Below are 24,714 nucleotides of genomic sequence, written 5' to 3' on the forward strand. Positions count from 1 at the left end.
CGGTGGATTCGGGCACGCTCATCGAGATCTTCCGGCGCTTCCACGCAGCCGAGCCGGAACCGAAGGGCGAGCTCCACTTCGTCAACCCGTTCACGCTCCTGGTCGCCGTGGTCCTGTCCGCTCAGGCGACCGATCGCGGCGTCAACCTGGCCACCGGTCCGCTCTTCGCGGCGGCCGACACGCCCGAAAAAATGCTGGAACTCGGCGAGGAGACGGTCCGGGGCTTCATCCGCACGATCGGGTTGTTCAACACGAAGGCCAAGAACGTCGTGGCGCTCTCGCGCATCCTGGTCGAACGGCATGGCGGGGCCGTGCCATCGAGCCTGGAGGCGCTGCAGGTGCTGCCCGGGGTCGGGGCCAAGACCGCCAGCGTGGTGCTGAACATCGCGTTCCAAGTGCCGCGAATCGCCGTTGACACCCACATCTTCCGGGTCTCGAATCGTATTCCGCTGTTCGTCGGCACCACCACCGACAAGGTGCAGGCCGGTCTGGAGGCGATCGTTCCGGAGCCCTACAGGCTGCACGCCCATCACTGGCTGATCCTGCACGGCCGCTACACCTGCAAGGCGCGCAAGCCCGAATGCCCCCGCTGCCTCATCGCCGATCTGTGCCGGTACCCATCCAAGACCGCGGACATCGAAGGGCGCCGCGTCACGGGGTGATGTGACGCTTGCGCGGATGGCCGGTCGTCACGTCCGGAAAGCCGTTCGCAATCCCGCCCTGCGGGCTAACGCGTTGTGCTGGAAGCCCCGTTCGGCTAGTTTCAACGGCAGTAGCCGGGCCCTCGGGCAGAGGCCGTCCGGCTGCCCGACCTTCCCATCCGGTCGCCGCGCCGCGAATTCCTCCCAATCGTCGCGCATCAGGAGCCTCGGCCCATGGACTTCCTCAAACCACGGTACACGCCTATGAACCGCCGCCGTCGCATCTACGAGGGCAAGGCGAAGGTCCTCTACGAGGGGCCCGAGCCCGGGACACTCATCCAGCACTTCAAGGATGACGCGACCGCCTTCAACGCGAAGAAGCACGAGGTCATCGACGGCAAGGGCGTGCTGAACAACCGGATCTCCGAATTCGTGTTCCAGCACCTCAACGACATCGGCGTGCCGACGCACTTCATCCGCCGGCTGAACATGCGTGAGCAGCTGATCCGGGAGGTCGAGATCATCCCGCTCGAGGTGGTGGTGCGCAACGTCGCGGCCGGCTCGCTGGCAACCCGGCTGGGCCTGGAGGAAGGCACCCAGCTGCCGCGCTCGATCATCGAATTCTACTATAAGAACGACGCGCTCAACGACCCGATGGTGTCGGAGGAGCACATCACGGCGTTCGGCTGGGCGACGCCTCAGGAGATAGACGACATCATGGCGCTGGCGATCCGCGTCAATGACTTCCTGTCGGGCCTCTTCCTCGGCGTTGGCATCCGGCTCGTGGACTTCAAGATCGAGACCGGACGCCTGTGGGAAGGCGACATGATGCGCATCGTGGTCGCCGACGAGATCTCCCCGGATTCCTGCCGGCTGTGGGACATCAAGTCCTCGGACAAGCTCGACAAGGACCGGTTCCGCAAGGATTTGGGCGGCCTGATCGAGGCCTACACGGAAGTCGCCAAGCGACTCGGGATCATGTCGGAGAACGAGAAGGTCCAGGGCGGCGGTCCCCGCCTGGTCCAGTAATCCGCTCAGGCGGGTGGCCGGCGCACCGACGCCGGCCCCGCCGCAGGGAAGCCCCGCCGCAGCCGCGCGTGGGTCGAGAGGTCCGGGTCGAAGCCCGGGTGATAATGGGGGTCCTGCGCCAGCAGCGGCCCCCATCGCTTTTTCAACGCCGTGATCTCGCGCTCGTGGCGGGCACGCGCCGCCGGGGTCCAGCGGCGGCTCGCCGATTCGCGGTGATGCAGTACCGCCCCCGGCACCAGCAACGTACGATGGCCGGCCGCATTCAGGCGCAGGCACAGGTCGACATCATTGAAATCGACCGCGAAGTCCGCGTCGTCGAAGCCGCCGACCGCCCGGAATTTTTGCGTCTCGACCATCAGGCAGGCGGCGGTGACCGCCGAGACCGCATGGGTGGCGCGCAAGCCTGCCAGGTAGCCGGGGGCGTCGCCGGGGAAGTGTCGGTGCGCATGGGTGACGAGGCCGCCGGTGCCGAGCACGATGCCACCGTGCTGGACCCGCCCCTCATCGTCGAGGAGCTTGGCGCCGACCGCGCCGATTTCGGGGCGTAGGGCCTCCCGGGCCATGAGGGTCAGCCAGTCGGGCCGGAACGCCTCGACGTCGTTGTTGACGAAGACCAGCAGCGCGCCGCGGGCGCGGACGGCGGCGGCATTGTTCATGGCGGCGAAGTTGAACGGGCCCGGACAGGGCACGACGAGCCCCCTCCCCTCGCGCTCGAGCGCCTGGAGGAATGCCAGCGTCGCCGGTTCCCGGCTGTCGTTATCGCAGACCAGCAGCTCGAGGTTCGGCCAGTCGGTGCAGGTAGCGAGGCTTTCGAGGCAGGGGCGGAGCAGATCGAGCCGGTCGCGGGTCGGCACGATGAGGCTCACCAGCGGCCGCGGATCGGGCAGCGGGTGCTCGACCTGGAAAAGGCCGTCGTCGCCGACAACGACGATGCGGCTTTCCCGGCGTCCGGTCCGGTCGAGCTGCCCGCGCAGGGCGTCGAAATGGCGATGCCGCCCCCCCTCCCCTGCCGGCGACGCACGATCCCCGGGCGCGCCGCGGCGGATCGAAAGGATCTCGGGCAGATGGCCGATCGCGCCGGCGCCGTGCCGCTCGGCGATCTGAAACGCGGCGTCGGCGGGACCGGTCGGCTGCGTCGCCGCGGCGAGAGCGCCCGGCCGGCAGGCCAGCAGGGGGGCGAGATAATCGAGATGCGCCAGCCAATCGGGGTCGAAGCTTGGCGCGAGCAGGGGCCGCACCGGACCGCGTGGATGGTCCTGGATCAGGGCGTCGCCGTAGATGGCCTGTAGCTCCGGATCGGCCGCGAACGCAGTGGCGATGCGGTCGCGCGCACCCGCGACCAGAATGCCGTCGCCCAACACCAGAATGCCGTCCGCCGGCGGGGCGCGATCGGGTGGGAACCGGTCGAGGATGGCGGCTGGAAGGGTGAGTTGGTGGTCGATCCCGATCAGGGCGGCCAGCTTCTGGCGCGCGCGAAGCCGTCGGCCCTGGAGCCGCGCGAGCAGGATCTCTGCCGTCGCCCGAGGGTGGCCCAGTAGGTGACGCAGCGCATTGCGCACCGCGCGGCCGGAGCGCCGCGGGATGCCGAGTTGCAGTCTCTGTGCGAGGCCGACCACTGGCTCGGTCATCGGCGCGGCGTCATTCGAGATCCTCGCCGAAGGTCGTGAGTGACAAGGCGGGATGGTAGAACGGATCATGGCGGATCACGTCGCGCCAGCGCTCGGAGAAGCGAGCCGCCTCCTGCTCGAACCGCGCGCGCTTGGCGCCGACCGAGGGCCCTCGGCTGACGGATTCGAGATGGGCCAGCGTGGCGGCCGGCGTCCACACCGTCTTCCAGCCGGCGGCGCCGAGGCGCAGGCAGAAATCGACGTCGTTAAAATCCACTGGGAACGTCTCGGCGTCGAAGCCGCCGACCGCGTGATACTTGTCGCGCGATACGGCGAGGCATGCGGCGGTCACGGCCGAGACCTCGTGGGCGACGCGCAACCGGCCGAGATGGCCCGGCGTATCGCCGGGGCGGCGGCGCAGGATGTGGCCGGCCCGTCCGCCGAGGCCGACCACGACGCCGGCATGTTGCAGGGTGCCGGCCGCGTAGAGGAGTTTTGCGCCGACCGCCCCGACCTCGGGCCGGCTCGCCTGGCGGACCATCGCGTCGAGCCAGCCGGGTTCAAGAACGGCCACGTCGTTGTTGAGCAGCACCACGACCGCGCCGGTGGCGTCCGCGACGCCGGCATTGACCATGGCGGCGAAGTTGAACGGTTGCGGATCGACGTGGATCCGGACGCGCGGGTCCCGGCGCAGGGCGTCGTAATATGCCAGCACGGCCGGATCGGTTGAGCCGTTGTCGACGATGATCAGTTCGAGATCGGCGTAAGCCGTCTCGTGCAGCACGCCGCGGCAGACCCGCTCAATCAGGTCGAGCCGGTCGCGGGAGGGGATCACGATGCTGGCCCGCGGGGCGGGACGCGGCAGCGGCCAGTCCAGCTGGACGGCGCCCTTACGAACGGACGCCTTCGGACAGACGCTCAACGCGTCGAGGCGGGCGCCCAGCACGCGGGCTCTCCCTGCGGCATCCAGGCTATGGCCGGCCGTGCTGGCGAGGACGCGCGGAACATGGGCGCCGCGCGCGCCGGCGACGATCGCGGCGGTCTCGATCGCCAGGATCGCCTCGTCCATGGGCCCAACCGGCTCGGGCGGCAGCCGCGTAAGCAGCGCGCGGGAGACCAGGCTGGAGCGGCCGACATAGCCGGTGGCCAGGGCGAGGTCCGGGCTCCAGTCCGGCTTAAGCAGTGGCCGGCCATCAGGGCCGAGCTCGTCGCTGTAGGCGAGATCCGCCTCAGCCAGGGCGGGGGCCAGCAGCGCCAGCGCGTCGGGGGTGAGGATGTCGCCGGCCCGGAGCAGGCACAGGGCGTCGGCCTCGGCGATGAGATCGGCGGGCGCGGCACGCTTGTCCCAGATTTGGTGATCGGCACGGGCGTCCGGTGCCTCGGGACGTGCATCCTCCCAGGCGACGACAACCGTCCGCCCCGGGTGAATCTGCGTGCCGAGGGCGTCCAGCGTCGCGGCAAGCGCCGCATCTTCGCCGGGCCGGGCGAGGATCAAGCATCGGATCCGCAGGGCGGTCGGCGCCACCTGGATCGGGCGGCTCCGCGAGGTCGCCCAGGACCGGTAATGCTGCATCGGCGTCACCGCGCAGGCACCGCGCAACGTATCGCGGTAGCGCCGCTCGGATCCGCGCGCGCGCTCGTAGAGGGACGACAGGAAGCGCCAGGGTCGCCGCAAGAGGCATTGAACGAGCACGGAGGCCTCGCTCCGGGCCCCGACCCGCTCAAGCACGAAACCCGGTCCGGCCGAGAGCCGGATCTCCCGGGCATCCCCGGGGATCAGGCCGAGCCAATGGGCGTAGCCATGCGACGCGCCCGGGAGGACGAAATCCTGCGGCGTGCCGGCGGTCCCTCGGATAACGCGCAGGATCGGCCGGCGCGGCGCAGCCAGGGGGTCACCGCCATAGCTCAGCACGATCCAGCCGACGGAATGGTCGGGCAGGATCAGGCGGCGATCGAAGACCGGGTCGTCGGCCGGCTCCAGGCGGAACCGCGTCTGGCGGCCGAGCCAGGCTGCCCCGCGTCCGGCACGTCCGCTCGGTGGGGTCGGTTCGACGGGGCGCGCCGCGGCATCACTGGGCAGCGTCGCCTCCGCCGGCGGCCTCGGCGGCGGCAGCCGGCTTTTTGCGCCGCGGTTTGGCCGCGGGCTTGCCGCCGGTACCCTTGCCGCTGCCGACGCCGACGGTGATATCGTAATCCTCGGCCACCGCCGGAGGTACGGTCAATTCCTCGGCCACGATGGTGGCGAAGCCCTGGGCCTCGCCCGGGCCGACGACGACGCTGGTATGCTCGACGCGGCTCGCAATGACCTTACCCTCGTGGCGGATCTGGATCGTCACCGGCACGTCGAACCGACCGGGCGCACCCTTCGGGCCGAGCAGCACGTTGGCCTCGACGCCGACCTTGACGGTGATCGAACCATCCTGGCGCCGGGCGCATTCCCGGGCGAGCCGGCCGACCGAGAACTGCGTCCGCACATCGCCACCGGCGAGGATGCGATACGCCGCACCGTTCTCCGCCACCTCGACCGGCGGGCAATAGGGCGGATCGAGGCTTTGCGGCTGCGATGGCGGGACCGTCGTTCCGCCGAACTTGAACAGGTTGGAGAACACGTTGCCGTCCTCGGCGCGGGCCGGGCCTGCGCACAACGAACCGGCGAGAATCAGGCCGCACAGGCCCAGAAACAGGTCACGCTCTCCGATCATCGCACGGCTCCCGGGCGGCATCGTCATTTCAAGCTGTCGAACCCGGCCGCGAAGCCTTTCATCGAGAGCGGGATGCCGACGCCCTCCTCGGGCGTCTGGAACACGATGAACGTCGCCTGCGTGCCGGCCTTGAATTGGCGGATCAAGCCGTCATCCATCACCACCTCGGCCACGCAACCGGTCGTCAGGCAGCGCACGAAGCCGGCCCGGCCGACATCGGTCTGGTCGATCTTCAAACCGAGACCGGAGGGGAGGAGCACGCCCAGCGGCGCCACAACCCGCAGCAGGTAACCGCGATTGTCCGCCGTCTTTAGGACGATCACCACGAGGGTGAGGTTCGGGCGGTCCTCCGCGGCCAGGTACTGCACCAGCGCGCATTGCTCGGCCTTCGCACCGGCCGGCGTCTCGCAGCGCAGCTGCCAATCGTCGAAGGTCTTGCGCACCATGCCCTGGGCCGCGGCCGGCCCCACCGATGCGAGCCCTGCCGCGGAGAAGGCAAGGCAGGCCGGCAAGACGGCGCGCCGGACGACGCACCGGAAACGATCGAGCTTCGCGTGAAGCGGCACCGCCGAACCCTTCGGAACGCCATCGCCGAGGACCGGCGAGGCCGTAAAATCGGGGGTGTTCCGACCATGGTCGGACCCGCGCTGTCAAGCGATGCCGGCTCCGGTGTTGCTCCTTGACGCTACCCGAAGGTTGCAGAAGCGCCTAAATAGGGCTCGCTCTTCCTCCAGCGCAGGATCCTGAAGCTGTGATGCGCCCGCTCGCCCTCTCGGCCGCCTGCTTGATGGCCACCCTCGCGCAGGCTGGGGCACAATCGCTGCCGGTCGGCGAGACCACCTATGTCGAACGCTCCCTCAACCGCTCCGACACGCTGATCGTCGAGCATCCGCCCGTGGCGGTGAACCCGTATGGCGGCCGCAACGGGCAGGCCGCGATCGCCGGCTATTGCCGCGAAGGCGGCCTGGTGCGCCGCCGCGACGCCTTCGGCAACCCGGTGATCATCCGGCAGCGCGAGGTCTGCGACAGCGTCGCCCCCCGCACGCTCGAGCCCGGCCAGGTCAATCCGCGGCCGACTTGGCCCGGCGAGGCCGTTACGCGTCAGAAGGTCCTGCGCGCCAAGGGTTGAGGGTAACGAGGGCTGAGGGCAGACCGTTCAGCCGTAGCGATGCAGGCTGGTGCCGTTGCGCTTCAGCCACGCCTCGGCGGCGTCGACGTGCGGGCATAGCCCGTGCAGCAGCGCCCAGTACCGCGCCGAATGGTTCATCTCGCGCAGGTGCGCCATCTCGTGGGCCACGAGGTAATCGAGCACCATCGGGGGCGCCAGGATCAGGCGCCACGAGAAGTTCAGCTCGCCCCGCGCCGTGCAGGATCCCCACCGGCTGCGGGTATCCCGCAGAGTGATGCGGACCGGCCGCTGACCGAGCAGGGGCGCATACCGCTCGACCGCCTCGGCGAGGTCCCGCCGCGCCTCGCGGGTCAGGTAGTCCCGGATCCGGCGCGGGACGTGGGCCGGCTCGCAGGAGAGGGAGATCACCGGTTCCCCGGCCTCCGTCTCGACGCGCACCGCGCCGCTGCGCGTACCGCGCAGATGCAACCGGTGTGGCGCCCCGCGCAGCGGCAGGATCGCGTCCGGAACGAAACCGATGCGCTCCGGCACCCGCGCCAGACGCGCGGCGATCCAGCCGGCATGGCTGGTGGCGAAGCGTTGGGCGGTGTTCACGGCGGTCCGGGTCGGCAGGGTGATCACGACCTCGCCGGTGGCGGCCGAGACCCGCAGGGTGATCCGACGCGCGGTCGGGCGCCGGCGCAGCGCGATCTGGAGGCTGGCTCCGTCGTGCTGGACCTCAAGGTGGTCGGGATCGGGGCGACGCAGCAGCGCAAACGACATGGCGCAGTTCTAACGGGCTCCGAACCTGGGCTCCAGATCTCGAGATCGAGAATTGCTTTGGTGCCAGGATCTCAAGCGGCCAGCGCGCGGGCCCAGACCTCGGTTTCGGGCAGCACCAGCAGGGCGGCAGCCGCGAGCGCGATACCGTACGGGATCCCGGTCTTGGCATCGTGGAGGTGCAGCGCGAAGGGCAGGCGCGCGATGCGCATCGGCAGCGGGTAGCCGCGCACGGCCAGGATCGCGAGCGTCAGGCCACCGCCGAGGATCGAGGCCACCAGCAGGTAATCGCCCAGGCCGTCGAAGCCCAGCCAGAGCGCTGTCGCGGCGGCCAGCTTGGCGTCGCCCCCGCCGATCACCCCGAGCGCGAACAGCGTGAACGTCACGGTCAGCACGAGCGCGGCAGCGCCGACATGGAGCCCGATGTCGGGCCAACTCATCGGGCCGGTGGCGGCCATGAGCGCGAAGCCCGCGACGAGGGCCAACGAGATCCGGTTCGGGATCAGCATCGTCAGCAGGTCGCTCGCCGCCGCGTAGGCCATCAGGAACGGGAACAGCACCAGCAGGCCGAAGCCCGCCGTTCCGAGACTCGCGATCGCCGAACCTGCGCCAACCATCTCGGGGCCAACCCTATCCGTACCTGGCGGGGAAGCGGCGCGGGGCCGCAGCCGGACGACGGATCCGGCCGGCCGAGACCCCATCGCCTCAAGCGATGGAGCCTCGAACCTGCCGCGGATCCTGATCGTGGAGAGACCCGATTAGTTCAGGTTGCCCGAGATCGCGCTGAACTTGGCTGACAGCGAGGTGCCCACAGTCTTCAGCGCGCCGATGATGACGACGGCGATCAGGGCGGCGATCATGCCGTACTCAATCGCGGTGGCGCCGGACTCGTCGGAGGCGAAACGCGAGAACAGGGTCTTCATGGGAGACGATCCTTCGATCAAGAACGGGCAACGTGAAGTTTGAAAGATGACCGACGAAGATTTCTACGTCTCGATCGGCGGCTCTTGGAGATTGCCCGTTACGCCTTGAAATTCGGTTAAATCGCACCTCGAACAAAGTCCGACGCTGGTCCGCTGCGAGCTTAGTGAAAGATAGGTTTCGCCGTTGCTGAGCATGCGCGCGGGGCGCCTCATGCTTAGCGGTTCCTTCACCGGTCCCGGGCTATCGCTGCGGCTTCAGGCGTCGCGCCTCGCGCAGGCGCCGGCCGCTTCCGAGGAATCCGATGCGCCGCACCCTGTCGAATGCGGGCCGAGCCGGCCTCGTCCTCCTGCTGACGGGTGCCACGGTCGCGGCCGCCCAGCCGGAGCCGCTGCCGATCGTCACCGTGCTGGTGGACAACGCCAAGGTCATCCGCCTGCCGGAGAAGACCGCGACCGTCATCGTCGGCAACCCGATCATCGCGGAGGTCACGCCGCAGAAGAACGGCGTGCTCGTGCTCACCGGTAAGAGCTACGGCTCGACCAACCTGATCGCGCTCGACACGGCCGGCGCGATGATCGCCGAGACGATGATCCGGGTCGAGGCATCGCGGGATGCGACCATCACGGTCCAGCGCGGCATGGATCAGGAATCGCTGTCCTGCACGCCGAAATGCCAGCCGGCGGTCCAGCTCGGCGACGCGGCGAAGTACTTCGACACGCAGAGCGGCCAGGCCGACGCCCGCCGTAAGCTCGCGACCGGCGGCGGCGCGGCGGGCCCCCAAGCCGCCGAGCGCTGAAGCCGACGGCCCCCGCGACACCGCGCGAATCCTGGGGCAAGATCCGCCCCCGGCACAGCTCCGACGCGGATCCGGCAGGATCCAGCCCGGCCGCTATCAGGGAGGTTTCTCGCCGATGCCCGGCATCACGCACAATCCGCCGCCGCCCACCGTCGATCCCGGCCTGCTCGCCCCGTTCCAGGACTTCCCCACGGCGACGATCAGCGACTGCCTGGACCGGATGGCGGTCCTGCACGGCCTGCGGCCTTTCCACAGACAGGCCCGGCTCCTCGGGAGGGCGTTCACGGTCCGGGTGCGGGCCGGCGACAACCTCGCGATCCATCAGGCGCTCGAACAGGTCAGTCGCGGAGATGTGATCGTGGTCGATGGCGGCGGCGACACGAGCCGGGCGCTGGTCGGCGAAATCATGAAGGCGATCGCCGAGAGCCGGGGCGTGGCGGGCTTCGTGATCGACGGCGCAATCCGCGATACCGACGCCTTCGCCGGTTCGGACTTCCCCTGCTACGCACGCGCCGCCACGCCCCGGGGTCCGTTCAAGATCGGCCCCGGCGCCATCAACGTACCCGTTTCCGTCGGAGGCTGGACGGTGAGCCCGGGGGACGTGGTGGTGGGCGACGCGGATGGCGTCGTAACCTTCCCGCCCGCGCTCGCGCCGCGCCTGATCGAGGCGGTGCGCGCACACTCTGCCCAAGAGGCCGAGGTGCTCGCGATGATCCAGGCCGGCCGATACGACGGCCGATACGCCCGAGAGTCGGGGGGCTGAAAATCTTCCCCGTGGGGGTGCCTTGATCCGCGGCGAAGCCTTGCGGACCGGATCCCTCCCGTAGACGATGGCCCATGGACTCCGCACCACTAACCTACGCCATCGGCGACATCCACGGACGCGCCGACTTGCTCGACACGCTCTTGGAGCGGATCGCCGCCCATGCCGGGGACCGTGACCACCGTCTGGTGTTCCTCGGCGACTACATCGACCGCGGGGCCGACAGCGCTGCGGTGCTGCGCACGGTCAGCCGCCTGAACTGGGCCGAGCCCGAGCGTGTCACCTGTTTGATGGGCAACCACGAGCGCATGCTCCTCGATGCGCTGCTGACGCCCGAGGCAGCCCGGCACTGGCTGTATAACGGCGGGGACGCCACCCTCGACTCGTTCGGTGCCCGCGACCCCAGCGGGCTGCCGAGCGATACCCTCGACTGGATCGAAGCCCTGCCGACCCTGCACGACGATGAGGTCCGCTGGTACGTCCACGCCGGTCTGCGCCCCGGCACCGCGGCCTCGGATTCGGACGTGCACGACCGCCTGTGGATCCGGGAGCCGTTCCTCCAGGAGGATCACGACTTCGGCCGGCACGTGGTCCACGGCCACACGCCCCAGCGGGACGGCCACCCGGAGGTGCGCCGGTTCCGGACCAATCTCGACACGGCGGCGGTCTATGGCGGCGCTCTCACGGCCGGCGTCTTCTCGGACGCACAGGGACCGGCGCTTGAGTTTCTACAGGTTCAGGCTGGTGGCGGAAGCGCGCCGCCGAAATGGATACCGGTTCGGCGTGAGCGCGCGCGTCGAGTCGAGGGGGTTGATGTGGTCCCGATCGCATCGCGATCGGGAGCGAATCTAAGCCCGCCGTGCCGGCACCAGTGCGCCCACAGCTCCCACGAGCCAGCCGCCCATGAGGGCGAAACCGCCGATGGGGGCGGCCATCGGGAACAGGGGGCGCTGCAGCCAGGTCCGGACTGACAGGTCGCCGCAGAACAGGATCAGGCCGAGGACGAGCAGACCCGCCGCGGTGCGGGATAGGCCGGGTCGCATCAGACCTCCGGCGGCCAAGCCCGTGAGCGCCAGGATCGCCGGGGCGTGGAACAACAGGAACTGGGCCGCAGTCTTGAGCGAATCCGCCCCCGGGATGTGGGCCGCCGCGGCGCTGAGGGCGACACCGAGCAGGCCGGCGAGGCAGGCCAAGGCCATGAGCCCCCGGTCGATCCTCGAGAGGCTCACGCGCCGCGCTCGATCAGCAGCTTGGCGACGGCTGCGCGCAGCTCGGGTATGCCGCGGTCGTCGCGGCTGGAGGTGAGGATCACCTGCGGGAAGGCGGCCGGTCGCTTGGCGAGCCCCGCCTGGATGCCGGCGATGCGGCTCTCGATCTCGCCCTTCTTCAGCGAATCGCCCTTGGTGAGCACGACCTGGTAGCTCACGGCGGCCTTGTCGAGACCGTCGAGCACGTCGGTGTCGATCGACTTGAAGCCATGGCGGGCGTCGATCAGCATGAACACCCGGGCGAGATTGGCGCGGCCCTTGAGGTAGGAATGGATCAGCTTGGTCCAGGCTTCGACCTTGGCCTTCTCCACCGCCGCGTAGCCGTAGCCCGGCATGTCCACGAGGGACATGCGGTCTCCGATCCGGAAGAAGTTGAGCTGCTGGGTCCGCCCCGGCGTGTGCGACGTGCGCGCCAGGGTGTTACGGCCGGTCAGCGCATTGATCAGGCTCGACTTGCCGACGTTCGAGCGCCCTGCGAACGCGATCTCGACGCCCTCCATGGGCGGGATGCGCTCGAGCACCTGGGCGGCCGCGTAGAAGTCGGCGGCCCCGGCGAACAGCAGGCGACCGGCCTCCAGGAGGTCGGCCGCATCGTCGTTGGTCTCGGTCACGGCTTTCCTTGTCGGCCCAGAGCGGCATCCCGGACGGCGGCGGGCGCCCTCCGGGATGCGGTGTCGGCGAAGACCGCGGGCGTCAGCCCTTCGTGGTCGCCGCCGCCTTGGTTCCGCCGCGCCGGAACGTGGTCCGCAGGTTGTCCCACAGCTCCACCTTCACGCCGTTGCGACGCATGATGACGTATTGCTGGATCACCGACAGGGTGTTGTTCCAAGCCCAGTAGATCACGAGGCCGGCGGGGAACGACCCCAGCATGAAGGTGAACACGATCGGCATGAAGGTGAAGATCTGCGCCTGGACCGGGTCCGGCGGCGCGGGGTTCATCTTCATCTGAACGAACATCGTCACGCCCATGATCAGCGGCCAGACGCCGAGATGGACGAAGTCCGGTGCCGGGAAGGGCAGCAGGCCGAACAGGTTGACGATGCTCGTCGGATCCGGCGCCGCGAGATCGTGGACCCACCCGAAGAACGGAGCGTGGCGCATCTCGATGGTGATGAACAGCACCTTGTAGAGCGCGAAGAAGACCGGGATCTGGATCAGCACCGGCCAGCAGCCCGCGACCGGATTGATCTTCTCCTTCTTGTACAGCTCCATCGTGGCTTGCTGCTGCTTCATGCGGTCGTCTTTGTACCGCTCCCGGATGGCGACCATCTCGGGCTGCACGGCCTTCATCTTGGCCATGGACACGTAGGAGCGGTTGGCGATCGGCAGGAACAGCAGCTTCAGGCAGAAGGTGACCACCAGGATCGAGACGCCGAAATTACCGAAGAGATGGAAGAAGAAATCCAACGCCCGGAACATCGGCTTGGTGATGAAGAAGAACCAGCCCCAATCGATCATCAGATCGAAGTGCTTGATGCCGAGATCCTTCTCGTAGTTGTTGATCAGGTTGACTTCCTTAGCGCCGGCGAACAGGCGCTGGGTCGTCGTCGCCGAGGCACCCGCGTCCAGGTTCACGGCGTCACCGCGGACGCTGGCTTGGTAGACGTTGGTTGCGCCGTCGGTCCGGTCGGTGAAGGCGCCGGTGTAGGGCACGTCCTGGTCGGCCGGCATCACGGCGGCGGCCCAGTACTTGTCGGTGATGCCGACGAAGCCACCGGTCACGCCGTTCCAGGCGCGGCCCTTGGTGTTGGCGCCGCCATAGGCGCCTTCCTTGGCGAGCTTGTCGTAGGTGAATTCCTGCAGGCCGTCGTTGCCGAGATAGCCGATCATGCCCTCGTGCAGGACGTAGTAGCCCTGGGTGTGCGGCTTACCCCAGCGGGAGACCAGGCTGTACGGATAGAGCGTCACCGCGCCCGAGCCCTTGTTCTCGATCTCCTCGCGGACCGTGAACATGTACTTGTCGTCGACCGCGATGATGCGCTTGAAGACGAGGCCGGCGCCGTTATCCCAGGTCAGGGTCACGGGCATGCCGGGCGACAGCGTCTTGCCATCGCTGGACCAGACCGTCTCGCTGCCGGGTAGCGGCCCGGCATTGGCGCCGACCCAGCCGAACTCGGCGTAGTACGGCGCCTCGCTGCCGGCCGGGGAGAACAGCACGATCTCCGGGCTCTTCGGGTCCACGGTCTCGTGGTAGTTCTTCAGCGACACGTCGTCGACGCGGCCGCCCTTGAGCGCGATCGAGCCGCTGAGCGCCGGGGTCTCGATCCGGATGCGCGGCGAGCGGGCGAGCGCCGCCTCGCGCGAGACGGCGCCGGCCTGCCCGGGAACCGTGCCGGGCACGGGCGCGGCGGGCCCGCCCTCCTTGGGCGAAGGCGACGGCACACCGTCCGGGGTCACGCCCGGCGGCTGCTGTTGCTGTTGGGCGGCCTTGTTCTGCGCCTCGATCAGCCGCTGCTGTTCCACCCGCGGGCCGGCCACGAAGTACTGCCATCCGAGCAGCACCAGCAGCGACAGGCCGATGGCCACGAACATGTTCGTCTTGTCATTGCCCATCGGGGACACCGCCGCACGTGTTCGGAGTGGCAACAGGAGCGGCACCGGCCCGTTCGAGCCTGCGCGCATCCGCGATTCGGAGACCTCTGGCGCGGTCCTGCGACGGATCGATGTCGGGTTCGCGGGACGCAGCAGGCTGCGCGGGCACCCGGCCCGCATCGCGCTGGAGAGGTGTGGTCTTGGCCGGCCGGCCGCCAGGCTTGCCGGACCGGTCGCCGCGGGAACTGCCGGGGGGCCTCGGCGCGGCCGGGCGCGTCACCGTCGGAATGGCGCTACGCAGGTCCTCTGCCAGCGCCTCGAAGGGCGCAGTCAGGGCCGGGCGGCGGGCGATCAGCACGATGTCGGCCGGCAGCCCGGCCAGATCGCCCGGAAGACCGGAGGCGACCAGGTTCACTGCCGCCCGCAGGCGCCGGCGAATACGGTTGCGTTCGACAGCATGGCCGACGCGCTTGGTGATGGTGAACCCGAGCCGGAGGCCATCCGCCGCTTGCGGATCGCGCAGACGCCCCTGGGCGGTCATGCGATCGGTGTGGAAGCGGCGGCCCTCGGCTGTCGCCAGGAAATCAGGCCGCTTCTTCAGCCGCGCGATCGTCGCCATCGATGGTTCGATCCCGACCGATCTCATAGTGTGTGCCGCATGATGTGTTCGGAAAACCGGATTCCATGTTTCCGCATCATGCACACGCCTCACGGCGCGGCTGCCGCAGCAGGACCGCGCCGGCGAGGGTCCGACCGGCTCAGGCCGACAGGCGCTTGCGGCCGTGAGCGCGGCGACGCGCGATCACCTTGCGACCGCCCGCAGTGGCCATACGCGCACGGAAACCGTGACGACGCTTACGGACGAGCTTGCTCGGCTGGTAGGTTCTCTTCATGGTTCAGAGCCTTCAAAGGTCGAGGCGCGCTCGTGGGCGGCAATTGCCGCACCCGACCTTCACGCGTCCTGGTTGTCTGCAAACACGAAGGGCGCCCAGGCGGGGCGCCACGTCGCGAGTGGCGGGCTTATGGCGGATGGGTCCCGCGAAGTCAACGTTTCGTGGACCTCTTCCTGGGCTTCAATGACCCTCGAACTGCATCAAAGCACGGACTTCGACGCCCATGTCGCGCAGGCGCTGCGCCCCGCCGATCTCCGGCAGGTCGATGACGAAGCAGGCAGCCACGATCTCGGCGCCGATCTTCTGCAGCAGGTTCACCGCCGCGGTGGCGGTACCGCCGGTGGCGATCAAGTCATCGACCAGCAGCACCTTGTCGCCGGGCTTCACCGCATCGACGTGGATCTCGATCTCGTCGGTGCCGTACTCGAGGGCGTAGGCCATCGAGACGGTCTTGTGGGGCAGCTTGCCCTTCTTTCGGATCGGCACGAAGCCGCAGGACAGCTGGTGCGCGATGGCGCCGCCCAGGATGAATCCCCGGGCCTCGATGCCGGCCACCTGGTCGATTCGCCCGCCCGCGTAGGGATGGACCAGCGCATCCACCGCACGCCGGAACGCCCGCGGGTCGCTGAGCAGCGTGGTGATGTCGCGGAAGATGATGCCGGGCTTCGGGTAGTCGGGAATCGAGCGGATCGATTCCTTCAGCGCGACGTGGCGGCGGGCTTCCATGGGTTCGGGCCTTCCGTGGGGGACGGCGGGCTTAAAGCAGAAGGCCCGGCCCCTGACCAGTTTGATGGCGTCTGCCGGAGGATCAGGCCGCCTGCACCTTCTTGAGGAGGGCGAGCAATTCGCGATGCAGCACCTCGTTGCCGCAGGCCACCGAGCGGGCCGCCAGGGGCTCGGCCGCGCCGTCCGCCGAGGTCACGTAGCCGCCGGCCTCGCGCACCAGGATCACGCCCGCGGCGAAATCGTAGGTCTGGAGGTCGCGCTCCCAGTAGCCGTCGAGGCGACCGCAGGCGACGTAGGCCAGATCCAGGGCCGCCGATCCCATCCGCCGGGTTCCGCCGGCCACCGCCATCACGGCGCCGAGCTCGCGCAGCAGGCGCGGGTGGCTGCCGCGGCCGAGATAGGGCGTGCCATAGCCGACCAGCGCATCGGCCATGTCCTGCCGGCCGGAGACGCGCAGGCGCCGGTTGTTGAGGTAGGCGCCCTTGCCGCGCTCAGCGACGAACAGCTCGTCCTTGATGGGGTCGAAGATCACGCCGGCCACGATCTGGCCCTCCCGCTCGAGCCCGACCGAGATCGCGAAATGCGGCACGCCGTGCAGGAAGTTCGAGGTGCCGTCGAGGGGGTCGACGTGCCAGGTGTGGCTCTTGTCGGTGCCCTCGATGATGCCGTTCTCCTCCAGCACCAGGCTGTAACCCGGCCGGGCCTTGATGAGGGCGTCCCGCAGGGTCTCCTCGGCCTTCCGGTCCGCGGCGGACACGAAGTCGCCCGGGCCCTTTCGCGAGACCTGGAGGTTTTCGACCTCGCCGAAATCGCGGCGCAGGCCGCGCGCAGCCTTGCGCACGGCGTCGACCATCACGGTCATGAGCGGAGAGGAGATCATTTTTTCGCGACTTTTCGGGGATGGATGCTGGCGCCGTGGTTACAGGCCGGCGCCGGAAAAGACGAGCCTGCCGAGGATGGGCGAGGTGGGCCGTTTGTGGTGAGGGCTTCCCGCCCAAGCCGATCGACTCTGGCAGGCACCGTCCTCCTCCCTGAAGCGGGGACTTGCCGGCATCAACATCAAGGTCCGCAGCCAGCGCTCGAGGCGCCACGCATTTCCGCTCCCTGAGCGCGGAGCGGTCAGGGGTGCGGGTGAGGACAGCGTGTTTCGTCGTCCACCTGCCGATGGGTGAACGTTTTAGCCTCTGCGGGGCAGGGAGAGCCGCGTGGGTCCGGCTGCAAGCTCTGACCGCAAAACCCTATTCCGCCGCCTCGACGAACACCGTCCCGGCCCGCGGAAGGTCCAGGGTCTCCCAGGTCTCGGCGAGGGCCGCGGCGAGACGGGCGATGTGGGTCGCGTCGTGGAACGGCGACGGAGTGATGCGCAGGCGCTCGGTGCCGCGCGGGACCGTCGGATAGTTGATCGGCTGGATGTAGATGGCATGCCGCTCCAGCAGGTGGTCGGCCGCGGCCTTGCACAGCTCGGCGTCGCCGACCATCACGGGCACGATGTGGGTCTCGGTCTCCAGAACCGGCAGGCCGGCCTCGGTGAGCGCCGCCTTCGTGGCGGCGGCCTGGGCCTGATGCGCCTCGCGCTCGACGTTCGAGCGCTTGAGGTAGCGCACCGAGGCTCGGGCGGCGGCGGCCACCGCCGGCGGCAACGCGGTGGTGAAGATGAAGCCCGGGGCGAAGCTGCGTACCGCATCGCAGATCGCGGCCGAGGCGGTGATGTAGCCGCCGACGCAGCCGAACCCCTTGGCGAGCGTCCCCTCGATCACATCGACCCGGTGCATGACGCCGTCACGCTCGGCGATACCGCCGCCGCGGGGTCCGTAGAGGCCGACCGCGTGGACCTCGTCCAGGTAGGTCATGGCGCCGTAGGTGTCGGCGAGGTCGCAGATCCGGCCGATCGGCGCGATGTCGCCGTCCATCGAGTAGACCGACTCGAACACGATCAGCTTCGGCCGGTCGCCGGCGGCGCGGAGCAGCTCTTCCAGGTGCTGGAGGTCGTTGTGGCGAAAAATCTTCTTGTCGCAGCCGGAATGGCGGACGCCCTCGATCATCGAGTTGTGGTTGAAGGCATCGGACAGGATCAGGCAGTTCGGGATCAGCTTGGCGATCGTCGAGATACCCGACTGATTCGATACGTAGCCCGAGGTGAAGACCAGACCCGCCTCCTTCCCGTGCAGGTCCGCGAGTTCCCGCTCCAGATCGACCAGCGGCGAGTTGTTGCCGGCAATGTTGCGCGTGCCGCCCGCCCCGACGCCGCAGCGCGCGGCCGTTTCGGTCATCGCCGAAACCACTTCCTTGTGCTGGCCCATGCCGAGGTAATCGTTGGAACACCACACGGTGATCTCGGCGGTCTTGCCATCCTGCTTCCGCCACTTGGCGGTGGGGAAGCGTCCGGAGATGCGCTCGATGTCGGCGAAGACGCGGTAGCGACGCTCGCCGTGGAGCTGGTCGAGGGCGCCACGAAAGTACCGCTCGTAGCCAGAGCCGGCGCGCGTCGAACCCGCTTGGGCGAGCATCGTGCTGGGCATCCGGGTGACGGTCATCGAGCGTCCTTCGCGTGTGCGGCCGTGCGGTCGGTGCCGGTTCGGCAACCTGATCCCGCGATCAACGTACGGCCTCGGTCCAGTCCTTCGCGTGAGGGCCGCAAGATACGCGCGGATCTGGAACTGGTTCAAGGTAAGGTTCCGGCATCGCTGCCCTGCAGCCGTTGAGAGGCGGGGACGAACTCGCTAACCTCACGGGCGGCTACGGAAGCCCGAACACGCTGTCAGATCCTTGAGTACCGCCATGGCGTCACGCCGAACTGCCTGCCCCGGCGCGGGATCGCGCGGCTCAAGCCTGCGGCGACGAAGGGTCGCGCGATGAGCGCGGGCAAGGACGCGCGGTCCGAGCGCCTGAAGGCGGCACTCCGGGCGAATCTGCGCCGCCGGAAGGCACAGGACCGGGGTCGCGCCGAGACCGGGGGCGCCCCCGACGCGGAGCAGCCCGACCCGCCCGAGACCGATTCTGCCGGTCCAGATTCCGACAAATCCGGTCTATAGGGGACGGCCAAGCCTGGACGCCGCGGCGTCCACCAGGAGAACGGCCGGCCGCGCGCCCATCTGGTGCGCCGCCCGAGGACATACGATGGACCGCATTCACATCACCGGCGGCGCGCCCCTGAACGGCGTGATCCCGATCTCGGGCGCCAAGAACGCGGCGCTGCCGCTGATGATCGCGAGCCTGCTCACCGGCGAGACGCTGGAGCTGATCAACGTCCCGCGGCTCGCCGACATCTCCGCGCTGACGCGGATCCTCGGCAATCACGGCGTCGACCACATGGTGGTCGGCAAGCGCCCCGGGCAGACCACCGAGACCGGCCAGACGATCCGGCTCACCGCCTCGAACGTCATCGATACCACCGCGCCCTACGATCTTGTCTCGACCATGCGGGCGAGCTTCTGGGTGGTGGCACCGCTGCTGGCCCGGTTCGGCGAGGCCAAGGTCTCGCTGCCGGGCGGCTGTGCCATCGGGACCCGCCCGGTCGACCTGCTGATCACCGCCCTGGAGAAGCTCGGGGCCGAGATCGAGATCGACGCCGGCTACGTGGTCGCCAAGACCAAGAACGGCCTGCGCGGGGCCGAGATCGCGTTCCCGAAGGTCACGGTCGGCGGCACGCACGTCGCCCTGATGGCGGCTTCCCTCGCGTACGGCACCACGGTGCTGGAGAACGCCGCCCGGGAGCCCGAGGTGGTCGACCTCGCCGAATGCCTGAACAAGATGGGCGCCAAGATCCGCGGCGCGGGCACGCCCCGGATCGAGATCGAAGGCGTCGCCCGGCTCAACGGCGCGCGCCATGAGGTGCTGCCCGACCGGATCGAGACCGGCACCTACGCCATGGCGGTGGCGATGACCGGCGGGGACGTGATCCTCAAGGACACGCGGGCCGAGCTGCTGCACTCGGCGCTCGACGTCCTGTCGACCACGGGGGCCGAGATCAGCCAAGTCGAGGGGGGCATCCGCGTGCGCCGCAACGGCGGCGGCATCGCGGCCGTCGACGTGACCACCGATCCGTTCCCGGGCTTCCCCACCGACCTGCAGGCGCAGTTCATGGCGCTGATGACGCTGGCCAAGGGCCAGTCGCACATCCGCGAGACGATCTTCGAGAACCGGTTCATGCACGTGCAGGAGCTGGCCCGCCTCGGCGCGAAGATCCGCCTCGAGGGTGACCTCGCCATCGTCGAGGGCGTCGACCGGCTCAAGGGCGCGCCGGTGATGGCGACCGACCTGCGCGCCTCCGTCTCCCTGGTGATCGCGGGCCTCGCCGCCGAGGGCGAGACCCAGATCAACCGGGTCTACCACCTCGACCGCGGCTTCGAGGCGCTGGAAGCCAAGCTCGGGCGCTGCGGCGCGCAGATTGAGCGCGTGCGGGTTTGACGCCAATCTGAGTTCGGCCGAGCGCGCCTTACCGGCCCGAGCCCCCCGGTCCCAGCCTGGGAACGGGCTTGGACCGGGGGGCTCGCTGTGCCCTCGTGGTATTCGGGGCACAGCATCCTCGGTCGGAGGTGCCGCTGCGAGCCTGGTGTGGCCGGGTCGCGAAGGCTCCTTCGGCTCGTCGGCACTCGTGCTGAGCACGATGCCGTCGATCCGCTCACCGGAGTGGTCGGATGATGCAGATGGAGACCGTCTCCACTCGGCTTACCGAGACGGTCGAGGACGTCAGATCGATCCGCATGGCTGACGATCACCGTTGGGCGCTCGCGGAGATCGATCGCTACGTCGCCGAGGAGCCTGCCGTCGGGACACCCGACGGCAATCGGTTCGAGGTTCTCTCCATCTTGATCGCAGCCTACGAAGAGCAGACCTTCCCGATCGCCGAGGCCGATCCGATCGAGATCCTGCAGTTCGCCTTCGCCGCTATGGGCCACGCGCAGGCGGAGCTGGGGCACCCGCTCGGCTCGCGGGCATGCGCATCGGAGATCCTGAGCCGGAAAAGCCCCCTCACCCTCGCCCGGATCCGCATCATCAGCGAGGCCTGGCATCTGCCGATCGCGGTGCTGGCGGCGCCCTAGCGTCTCGACGGCGGCGCCGCCTGAAGTCCGTCAGCCCTCGATCGGCCCAAGCGCGTACCCGAAGCCGGGCATCTCACAGCAGCCGGACGCGGCGGGACGAGCTCGGCTGTCAACCCCGGCCGTGATGCAGAGGCCGACGCTGCGCCAGCGCCGGTCGTAGCGCGGCCGATCGTCCTCCTCGTCCGGCGGCGGCGGCGGCGGGCGCCGACGCGGGCGGTCGTCATCGTCGTAGGGCGGCGGTGGAGGCGGTGGCCGGCGGCGCCAATCGTCCCGGCGGCGGCGGGGGTGGCGGGGGTGGCCGGCGGCGACGGTCGTATTCGTAGCGATCCGGTCCAGGGCGGCCGAACACGTAGACATCCGCGTCGGGACCGACCTGCGCGCGCACCGGGGCGGCAAGCAGCGGCGCCAGGGTCAGGGCAGCCAGTGCCGCGAGCGAGATCCGTTTCACCATCGTCGTCCTGCCTCGAATCGTCTCGGTCGTCCTGAGGGCCCCAGGCAGCGTGATGAGGCCGGATGCCACGGCCGGAACCGCCTTCCCGGATGCGGGCGTTGCCCGAACCCGGTCTGGCCGCTACCTACGCCCTGCCGTGGGGCCGCCGCCGTCGCCCGCGCCTACCTATCCCCGAGGATCCTTTCATGGAGCTGCTCAAGCTCGCCGCCCTCGATACCGAGGATCTGACCGTGATCTCCGCGCACCTCCAGGACGCGATCCTGCGCCCCGAGGACCTGACCTACCTGAGCGGCGAGCATCGCTTCCTGATGGTCGTACGGCGTTTCGACTGGACGCCCGACGCCCCGCCGCGGCGGCGGCTGGCCGGCCTGCATGTCGAGCGCGTCCTCAGCGTGAAGACCCGTGGGCTGGCTCCGGGCGACACCACGCCGATGAGCCTGCTCGCACTCACCTTCGAGGCGACCGACTCGCCGTCGGGCCATATCGACATGGTGTTCTCCGGCGGCGCGGCGGTGCGGCTCGAGGTCGAGTGCATCGAGGTCCGGATGAAGGATCTCGGTCCGGTCTGGGAGGCGGTCGCCCGCCCCGGCCACGCGATCGACTCGACGACCGATGCGGTGACCGCCCCCGGCCCGGCGGCCTGAGACAGACGAAAGACATCCGATGGTCCGGCTCGACAGCTCAACCCCGAACTTCGCCGCCGATTTCGCGCGGCTGCTCACCCTGAAGCGCGAGATCGCGGAGGATGTCGACGAGGCGGCGCGCGGCATCATCGGCGAGGTCGTCGCCCGGGGCGACGCCGCCCTGGTCGAGTTCACCCGCCGCTTCGACCGGCTCGGCGCGGACTTCTCCGCCGAGGCCCTGCGGATCACCGAGGCCGAAATCGATGCGGCCGTGGCGTCCTGCCCGGACGAGGCGATGACGGCGCTGCGCCTCGCCGCCGAGCGGATCGAGGCGTTCCACGCGCAGCAGAAGCCCCAGGATCATCGGGCAACCGACGCGCTCGGCGTCACCGCCGGCTGGCGCTGGACGGCGCTGGAATCGGTCGGCCTCTACGTTCCCGGCGGGACGGCGAGCTATCCGTCGTCGGTCCTCATGAACGGCGTGCCGGCGCGGGTGGCGGGGGTGCCGCGGATCGTCATGGTGGTGCCGACGCCCGACAACATCCTCAATCCCCTGGTGCTGGCCGCAGCCCGCCTGTCCGGGGTCCACGAGGTCTATCGGGTCGGCGGCGCTCAGGCGGTGGCGGCGCTGGCCTACGGCACCGCGTCCATCGCCCCGGTCGCCAAGATCGTCGGCCCCGGCAACGCCTGGGTGGCCGCGGCCAAGCGCCGGGTGTTCGGCCAGGTCGGGATCGACATGATCGCCGGCCCGTCCGAGGTGCTGATCCTCGCCGACGGCCATGCCAACCCCGATTGGCTTGCCGCCGACCTCCTGGCCCAGGCCGAGCACGACACCGCCGCCCAATCGGTGCTGATCACCGACAGCCCGGAACTCGCCGAGGCGGTGGAAGCTGCCGTCGAGCGCGCGCTGACCACCCTGCCCCGGGCCGAGATCGCCCGGGCGAGCTGGCGCGATTACGGCGCGATCATCCGGGTCCGGGATTTCGACGAGGCGGTCCCGCTGGTCGACCGGATCGCCCCCGAGCACCTGGAAATCGAGACCCAGGATGCCGAGGCGCTGTCGGGCAGGATCCGCAACGCCGGCGCGATCTTCCTCGGCTCCCACACCCCGGAGGCGATCGGCGACTATGTCGGCGGCCCGAATCACGTGCTGCCCACCGCCCGCTCGGCCCGGTTCTCCTCGGGCCTCGGCGTCCTGGATTTCATGAAACGAACCACCATCCTGGCCTGCACGCCGGAGAGCTTGCGGGCGCTGGGCGCGGCAGCGATAACGCTCGGCCGGTCGGAGGGTCTGGAGGGTCATGCCCGCTCCGTCGCGATCCGGTTGAACTTGTGAGGTCTTGGGGATGGCCGAGAAGCAGCGCGGGCCGAACCGCCTCGCCAAGGTAAGCCTGGACGAGGCATCCATCGCCCGCGGCAACCCGGATCAGGAGCACGAACGGGCGATCGCGCTATTCGACATCCTGGAGGACAACGTCTTCGCGATTCCGGGCCGCGAGGGGCCCTACATGCTGACGCTCGGCCTCGTCGAGAACAAACTGTCCTTCGCGATCAGCACGGTGGACGGCGAGCCGGTGATGACGCACCTCCTGTCGCTGACGCCGTTCCGGCGGGTGATCCGCGACTACGAGATGATCTGCGAGAGCTACTACAACGCGATCCGTACCGCCTCGCCGTCGCAAATCGAGGCGATCGACATGGGCCGGCGCGGCCTGCACAACGAAGCGTCGGACACGCTCAAGCAGCGCCTCGACGGCAAGGTCGACCTCGACCACGACACGGCGCGCCGCCTGTTCACGCTGATCTTCGCCCTGCACTGGAAGGGCTAGGGCGCCGTCCGGCCCCGAACGGCGATGGTTGAGCCTTTCCCCGAGATCGCCCCGAAGAAGCGGCGGGTCCAGTCGGTCCTGTTCATGTGCAACTTCAATGCGGTGCGCTCGGCCGCGGCCGAGGCGATCGCACGGGCCTATTTCGGCAAATCCACCTACGTGCAGTCGGCCGGCGTGCGCTCGGGCGAGCCCACCGATCCGTTCATGGTCGCGGCGCTCGACGAGGTCGGCATCGACGCGAGCCGGCATCGCCCCCGCACCGTCGAGCAATTGGAGGATTGGGAAGGGCTGAACTTCGACCTGATCATCACCCTCTCGCCGGAGGCGCACCACCGGGCCCTCGACCTGACCCACACGCTCGCGGCCGATGTCGAGTACTGGCCGACGCCGGACCCGACCCTGTTGCAGGACGCCTCCCGGGAGCAGCGCCTGGACGCCTACCGGGACGTGCGCGACGGGCTCACCCGGCGCATCAAGGCGCGGCTGAAGGGCTAGCCGTCATCCGCTCGACCCGCGACAGCAGGCAGCCGGGCCGCGCGGTGTGGACGTTGACGAAGGCCGTGCGCGGATCGCCGAGGGCGCGCAGCAGCGGCGCGTCGATCTCGGCACCGGGACAGACGTGGCCGAGATCGTACAGGCAGAGATCCGCCGCGTCGTAGGCCCGGACCGACACCAGGGTGTTGGCGCGGAGGATCGGTGCGACGACATCCGCCGTGACGAAGCTTCCACAGGACCGCGCGTGCAGGAAGATCGGGCTCGGGGCCCAGTAGATGCCGCGCGGACGCCCAAAATCGTAGGACCCGAGCAGCATCGGCTCGCCTGGATCGGCGCAGCACAGGCATTGCCGACAGGGAAACCCGCTGGAGTCGGTCGCCGTGACCGTCCGCACCGGGTTATCGAAATCGTCGCGCCCGCTCCGGCGGAAGCGCTCCGCGATCTCGGTGCCGATCGGCACGCAGCGGTATCGGGTCATGAGGCTCTCCTGGTCCTCGGAAACCGT

The 24,714-nt window shown here is 69.3% G+C and carries 29 protein-coding genes and 1 pseudogene (1 of these 30 only partly in view); 13 read left to right on the forward strand and 17 right to left on the reverse strand.

What is annotated here, in order from left to right:
* On the forward strand, window positions 1-662 hold the 3' portion of the coding sequence (nth, locus tag FVA80_RS18840) for an endonuclease III (protein ID WP_246692024.1). The gene continues 154 nt to the left of window position 1, outside the view; only the last 662 of its 816 coding nucleotides appear in the window; its start codon lies off the left edge, out of view; it ends in the stop codon at window positions 660-662.
* 213 nt (window positions 663-875) lie between these two features.
* A complete protein-coding gene (purC, locus tag FVA80_RS18845; RefSeq protein ID WP_147855639.1) occupies window positions 876-1,670 on the forward strand; it encodes a phosphoribosylaminoimidazolesuccinocarboxamide synthase in 795 nt (264 codons plus the stop codon).
* A gap of 5 nt (window positions 1,671-1,675) precedes the next feature.
* Here the strand turns inward: purC and FVA80_RS18850 are convergent, their stop codons facing one another.
* The 4 genes from FVA80_RS18850 to FVA80_RS18865 form a co-directional block, all read right to left on the reverse strand.
* Window positions 1,676-3,298, reverse strand: a complete 1,623-nt coding sequence (locus FVA80_RS18850) for a glycosyltransferase (protein WP_147909862.1) — start codon at window positions 3,296-3,298, stop codon at window positions 1,676-1,678.
* 10 nt (window positions 3,299-3,308) lie between these two features.
* Window positions 3,309-5,189 carry a glycosyltransferase family 2 protein gene (locus tag FVA80_RS18855; RefSeq protein ID WP_246692025.1) on the reverse strand — a complete coding sequence of 627 codons (1,881 nt, stop codon included), beginning with the start codon at window positions 5,187-5,189 and terminating at the stop codon, window positions 3,309-3,311.
* Window positions 5,190-5,346: 157 nt separating this feature from the next.
* Window positions 5,347-5,979: a hypothetical protein gene (locus FVA80_RS18860; protein WP_147909864.1), complete on the reverse strand. Its 633-nt coding sequence runs from the start codon at window positions 5,977-5,979 to the stop codon at window positions 5,347-5,349.
* A gap of 23 nt (window positions 5,980-6,002) precedes the next feature.
* Window positions 6,003-6,491: an invasion associated locus B family protein gene (locus FVA80_RS18865; RefSeq protein WP_187193413.1), complete on the reverse strand. Its 489-nt coding sequence runs from the start codon at window positions 6,489-6,491 to the stop codon at window positions 6,003-6,005.
* Window positions 6,492-6,733: 242 nt separating this feature from the next.
* Between FVA80_RS18865 and FVA80_RS18870 the strand changes: the two genes are divergently transcribed.
* Window positions 6,734-7,108 carry a hypothetical protein gene (locus tag FVA80_RS18870; protein WP_147909866.1) on the forward strand — a complete coding sequence of 125 codons (375 nt, stop codon included), beginning with the start codon at window positions 6,734-6,736 and terminating at the stop codon, window positions 7,106-7,108.
* Between the two features lie 27 nt (window positions 7,109-7,135).
* Here the strand turns inward: FVA80_RS18870 and FVA80_RS18875 are convergent, their stop codons facing one another.
* From FVA80_RS18875 to FVA80_RS18885, 3 genes are all read right to left on the reverse strand, one after another.
* Window positions 7,136-7,870 carry a SprT family zinc-dependent metalloprotease gene (locus tag FVA80_RS18875; RefSeq protein ID WP_147909867.1) on the reverse strand — a complete coding sequence of 245 codons (735 nt, stop codon included), beginning with the start codon at window positions 7,868-7,870 and terminating at the stop codon, window positions 7,136-7,138.
* 71 nt (window positions 7,871-7,941) lie between these two features.
* Window positions 7,942-8,484 carry a prepilin peptidase gene (locus tag FVA80_RS18880; protein WP_147909868.1) on the reverse strand — a complete coding sequence of 181 codons (543 nt, stop codon included), beginning with the start codon at window positions 8,482-8,484 and terminating at the stop codon, window positions 7,942-7,944.
* Window positions 8,485-8,625: 141 nt separating this feature from the next.
* The gene (locus FVA80_RS18885; protein ID WP_147856566.1) at window positions 8,626-8,790 is read right to left on the reverse strand and encodes a Flp family type IVb pilin; all 165 of its coding nucleotides are present in this window, start codon (window positions 8,788-8,790) and stop codon (window positions 8,626-8,628) included.
* Window positions 8,791-9,092: 302 nt separating this feature from the next.
* On the opposite strand from FVA80_RS18885, the gene FVA80_RS18890 reads away from it, so the two are divergent.
* The 3 genes and pseudogenes from FVA80_RS18890 to FVA80_RS18900 all read left to right on the forward strand — a co-directional run.
* Window positions 9,093-9,587 (forward strand): pilus assembly protein N-terminal domain-containing protein, encoded by a 495-nt coding sequence (locus FVA80_RS18890; RefSeq protein ID WP_147909869.1) that lies wholly within the window; start codon window positions 9,093-9,095, stop codon window positions 9,585-9,587.
* A 115-nt stretch (window positions 9,588-9,702) separates the two neighbouring features.
* Complete coding sequence (locus FVA80_RS18895) at window positions 9,703-10,350, forward strand: RraA family protein (protein WP_147909870.1); 648 nt, start codon at window positions 9,703-9,705, stop codon at window positions 10,348-10,350.
* 74 nt (window positions 10,351-10,424) lie between these two features.
* Window positions 10,425-11,093 (forward strand): annotated as a pseudogene (locus FVA80_RS18900) (metallophosphoesterase family protein); the annotation flags it as partial.
* Between the two features lie 105 nt (window positions 11,094-11,198).
* Here FVA80_RS18900 and FVA80_RS18905 read toward each other — a convergent pair.
* The 8 genes from FVA80_RS18905 to hemA all read right to left on the reverse strand — a co-directional run bounded on the left by FVA80_RS18905 (window position 11,199) and on the right by hemA (window position 18,303).
* Window positions 11,199-11,579, reverse strand: a complete 381-nt coding sequence (locus FVA80_RS18905; protein ID WP_147940871.1) for a DUF423 domain-containing protein — start codon at window positions 11,577-11,579, stop codon at window positions 11,199-11,201.
* Window positions 11,576-12,229 (reverse strand): ribosome biogenesis GTP-binding protein YihA/YsxC, encoded by a 654-nt coding sequence (gene yihA, locus FVA80_RS18910; protein WP_147909871.1) that lies wholly within the window; start codon window positions 12,227-12,229, stop codon window positions 11,576-11,578. The genes FVA80_RS18905 and yihA overlap by 4 nt, the downstream gene beginning before the upstream one ends.
* Window positions 12,230-12,311: 82 nt before the next feature.
* Window positions 12,312-14,171 (reverse strand): membrane protein insertase YidC, encoded by a 1,860-nt coding sequence (gene yidC / locus FVA80_RS18915; protein WP_147909872.1) that lies wholly within the window; start codon window positions 14,169-14,171, stop codon window positions 12,312-12,314.
* On the reverse strand, window positions 14,161-14,769 hold the full coding sequence (gene rnpA / locus FVA80_RS18920) for a ribonuclease P protein component (protein ID WP_147909873.1): 609 nt from the start codon (window positions 14,767-14,769) through the stop codon (window positions 14,161-14,163). Before rnpA ends, yidC begins: the two co-directional genes overlap by 11 nt.
* Before the next feature lie 139 nt (window positions 14,770-14,908).
* Window positions 14,909-15,043, reverse strand: coding sequence for a 50S ribosomal protein L34 (gene rpmH / locus FVA80_RS18925; RefSeq protein ID WP_007558110.1), 135 nt, complete (start codon window positions 15,041-15,043; stop codon window positions 14,909-14,911).
* Window positions 15,044-15,223: 180 nt separating this feature from the next.
* Entirely contained in the window at window positions 15,224-15,769 is a 546-nt protein-coding gene (locus tag FVA80_RS18930; protein ID WP_147854491.1) for an adenine phosphoribosyltransferase, read from the reverse strand.
* An 82-nt stretch (window positions 15,770-15,851) separates the two neighbouring features.
* Complete coding sequence (locus FVA80_RS18935) at window positions 15,852-16,649, reverse strand: inositol monophosphatase family protein (protein WP_147909874.1); 798 nt, start codon at window positions 16,647-16,649, stop codon at window positions 15,852-15,854.
* Window positions 16,650-17,007: 358 nt separating this feature from the next.
* Window positions 17,008-18,303, reverse strand: a complete 1,296-nt coding sequence (hemA, locus tag FVA80_RS18940) for a 5-aminolevulinate synthase (RefSeq protein ID WP_147909875.1) — start codon at window positions 18,301-18,303, stop codon at window positions 17,008-17,010.
* 318 nt (window positions 18,304-18,621) lie between these two features.
* On the opposite strand from hemA, the gene FVA80_RS18945 reads away from it, so the two are divergent.
* The 3 genes from FVA80_RS18945 (at window position 18,622) to FVA80_RS18955 (ending at window position 20,811) form a co-directional block, all read left to right on the forward strand.
* Window positions 18,622-18,801: a hypothetical protein gene (locus tag FVA80_RS18945; RefSeq protein WP_147909876.1), complete on the forward strand. Its 180-nt coding sequence runs from the start codon at window positions 18,622-18,624 to the stop codon at window positions 18,799-18,801.
* An 85-nt stretch (window positions 18,802-18,886) separates the two neighbouring features.
* A complete protein-coding gene (gene murA, locus FVA80_RS18950) occupies window positions 18,887-20,176 on the forward strand; it encodes a UDP-N-acetylglucosamine 1-carboxyvinyltransferase (protein ID WP_147909877.1) in 1,290 nt (429 codons plus the stop codon).
* Between the two features lie 296 nt (window positions 20,177-20,472).
* Entirely contained in the window at window positions 20,473-20,811 is a 339-nt protein-coding gene (locus FVA80_RS18955; protein WP_246692026.1) for an XRE family transcriptional regulator, read from the forward strand.
* 220 nt (window positions 20,812-21,031) lie between these two features.
* Here the strand turns inward: FVA80_RS18955 and FVA80_RS30610 are convergent, their stop codons facing one another.
* Complete coding sequence (locus FVA80_RS30610; protein ID WP_187193751.1) at window positions 21,032-21,262, reverse strand: hypothetical protein; 231 nt, start codon at window positions 21,260-21,262, stop codon at window positions 21,032-21,034.
* Between the two features lie 185 nt (window positions 21,263-21,447).
* Between FVA80_RS30610 and FVA80_RS18965 the strand changes: the two genes are divergently transcribed.
* From FVA80_RS18965 to FVA80_RS18980, 4 genes are read left to right on the forward strand one after another with little or no spacing between them, the layout of a single operon-like run.
* Window positions 21,448-21,906 carry a DUF2948 family protein gene (locus FVA80_RS18965; protein WP_147910333.1) on the forward strand — a complete coding sequence of 153 codons (459 nt, stop codon included), beginning with the start codon at window positions 21,448-21,450 and terminating at the stop codon, window positions 21,904-21,906.
* Window positions 21,907-21,925: 19 nt separating this feature from the next.
* Window positions 21,926-23,221: a histidinol dehydrogenase gene (gene hisD / locus FVA80_RS18970; RefSeq protein WP_147910334.1), complete on the forward strand. Its 1,296-nt coding sequence runs from the start codon at window positions 21,926-21,928 to the stop codon at window positions 23,219-23,221.
* Window positions 23,222-23,231: 10 nt separating this feature from the next.
* On the forward strand, window positions 23,232-23,714 hold the full coding sequence (locus tag FVA80_RS18975) for a UPF0262 family protein (protein ID WP_147910335.1): 483 nt from the start codon (window positions 23,232-23,234) through the stop codon (window positions 23,712-23,714).
* A 24-nt stretch (window positions 23,715-23,738) separates the two neighbouring features.
* Window positions 23,739-24,209, forward strand: coding sequence for a low molecular weight phosphatase family protein (locus FVA80_RS18980; RefSeq protein ID WP_147910336.1), 471 nt, complete (start codon window positions 23,739-23,741; stop codon window positions 24,207-24,209).
* On the opposite strand, the gene FVA80_RS18985 is transcribed toward FVA80_RS18980, so the two are convergent.
* On the reverse strand, window positions 24,187-24,687 hold the full coding sequence (locus FVA80_RS18985; RefSeq protein WP_147910337.1) for a DUF1203 domain-containing protein: 501 nt from the start codon (window positions 24,685-24,687) through the stop codon (window positions 24,187-24,189). The genes FVA80_RS18980 and FVA80_RS18985 overlap by 23 nt on opposite strands.
* Window positions 24,688-24,714 lie beyond the last annotated feature (27 nt).

The sequence above is a fragment of the Methylobacterium sp. WL1 genome, assembly GCF_008000895.1.
Classification (GTDB): domain Bacteria; phylum Pseudomonadota; class Alphaproteobacteria; order Rhizobiales; family Beijerinckiaceae; genus Methylobacterium.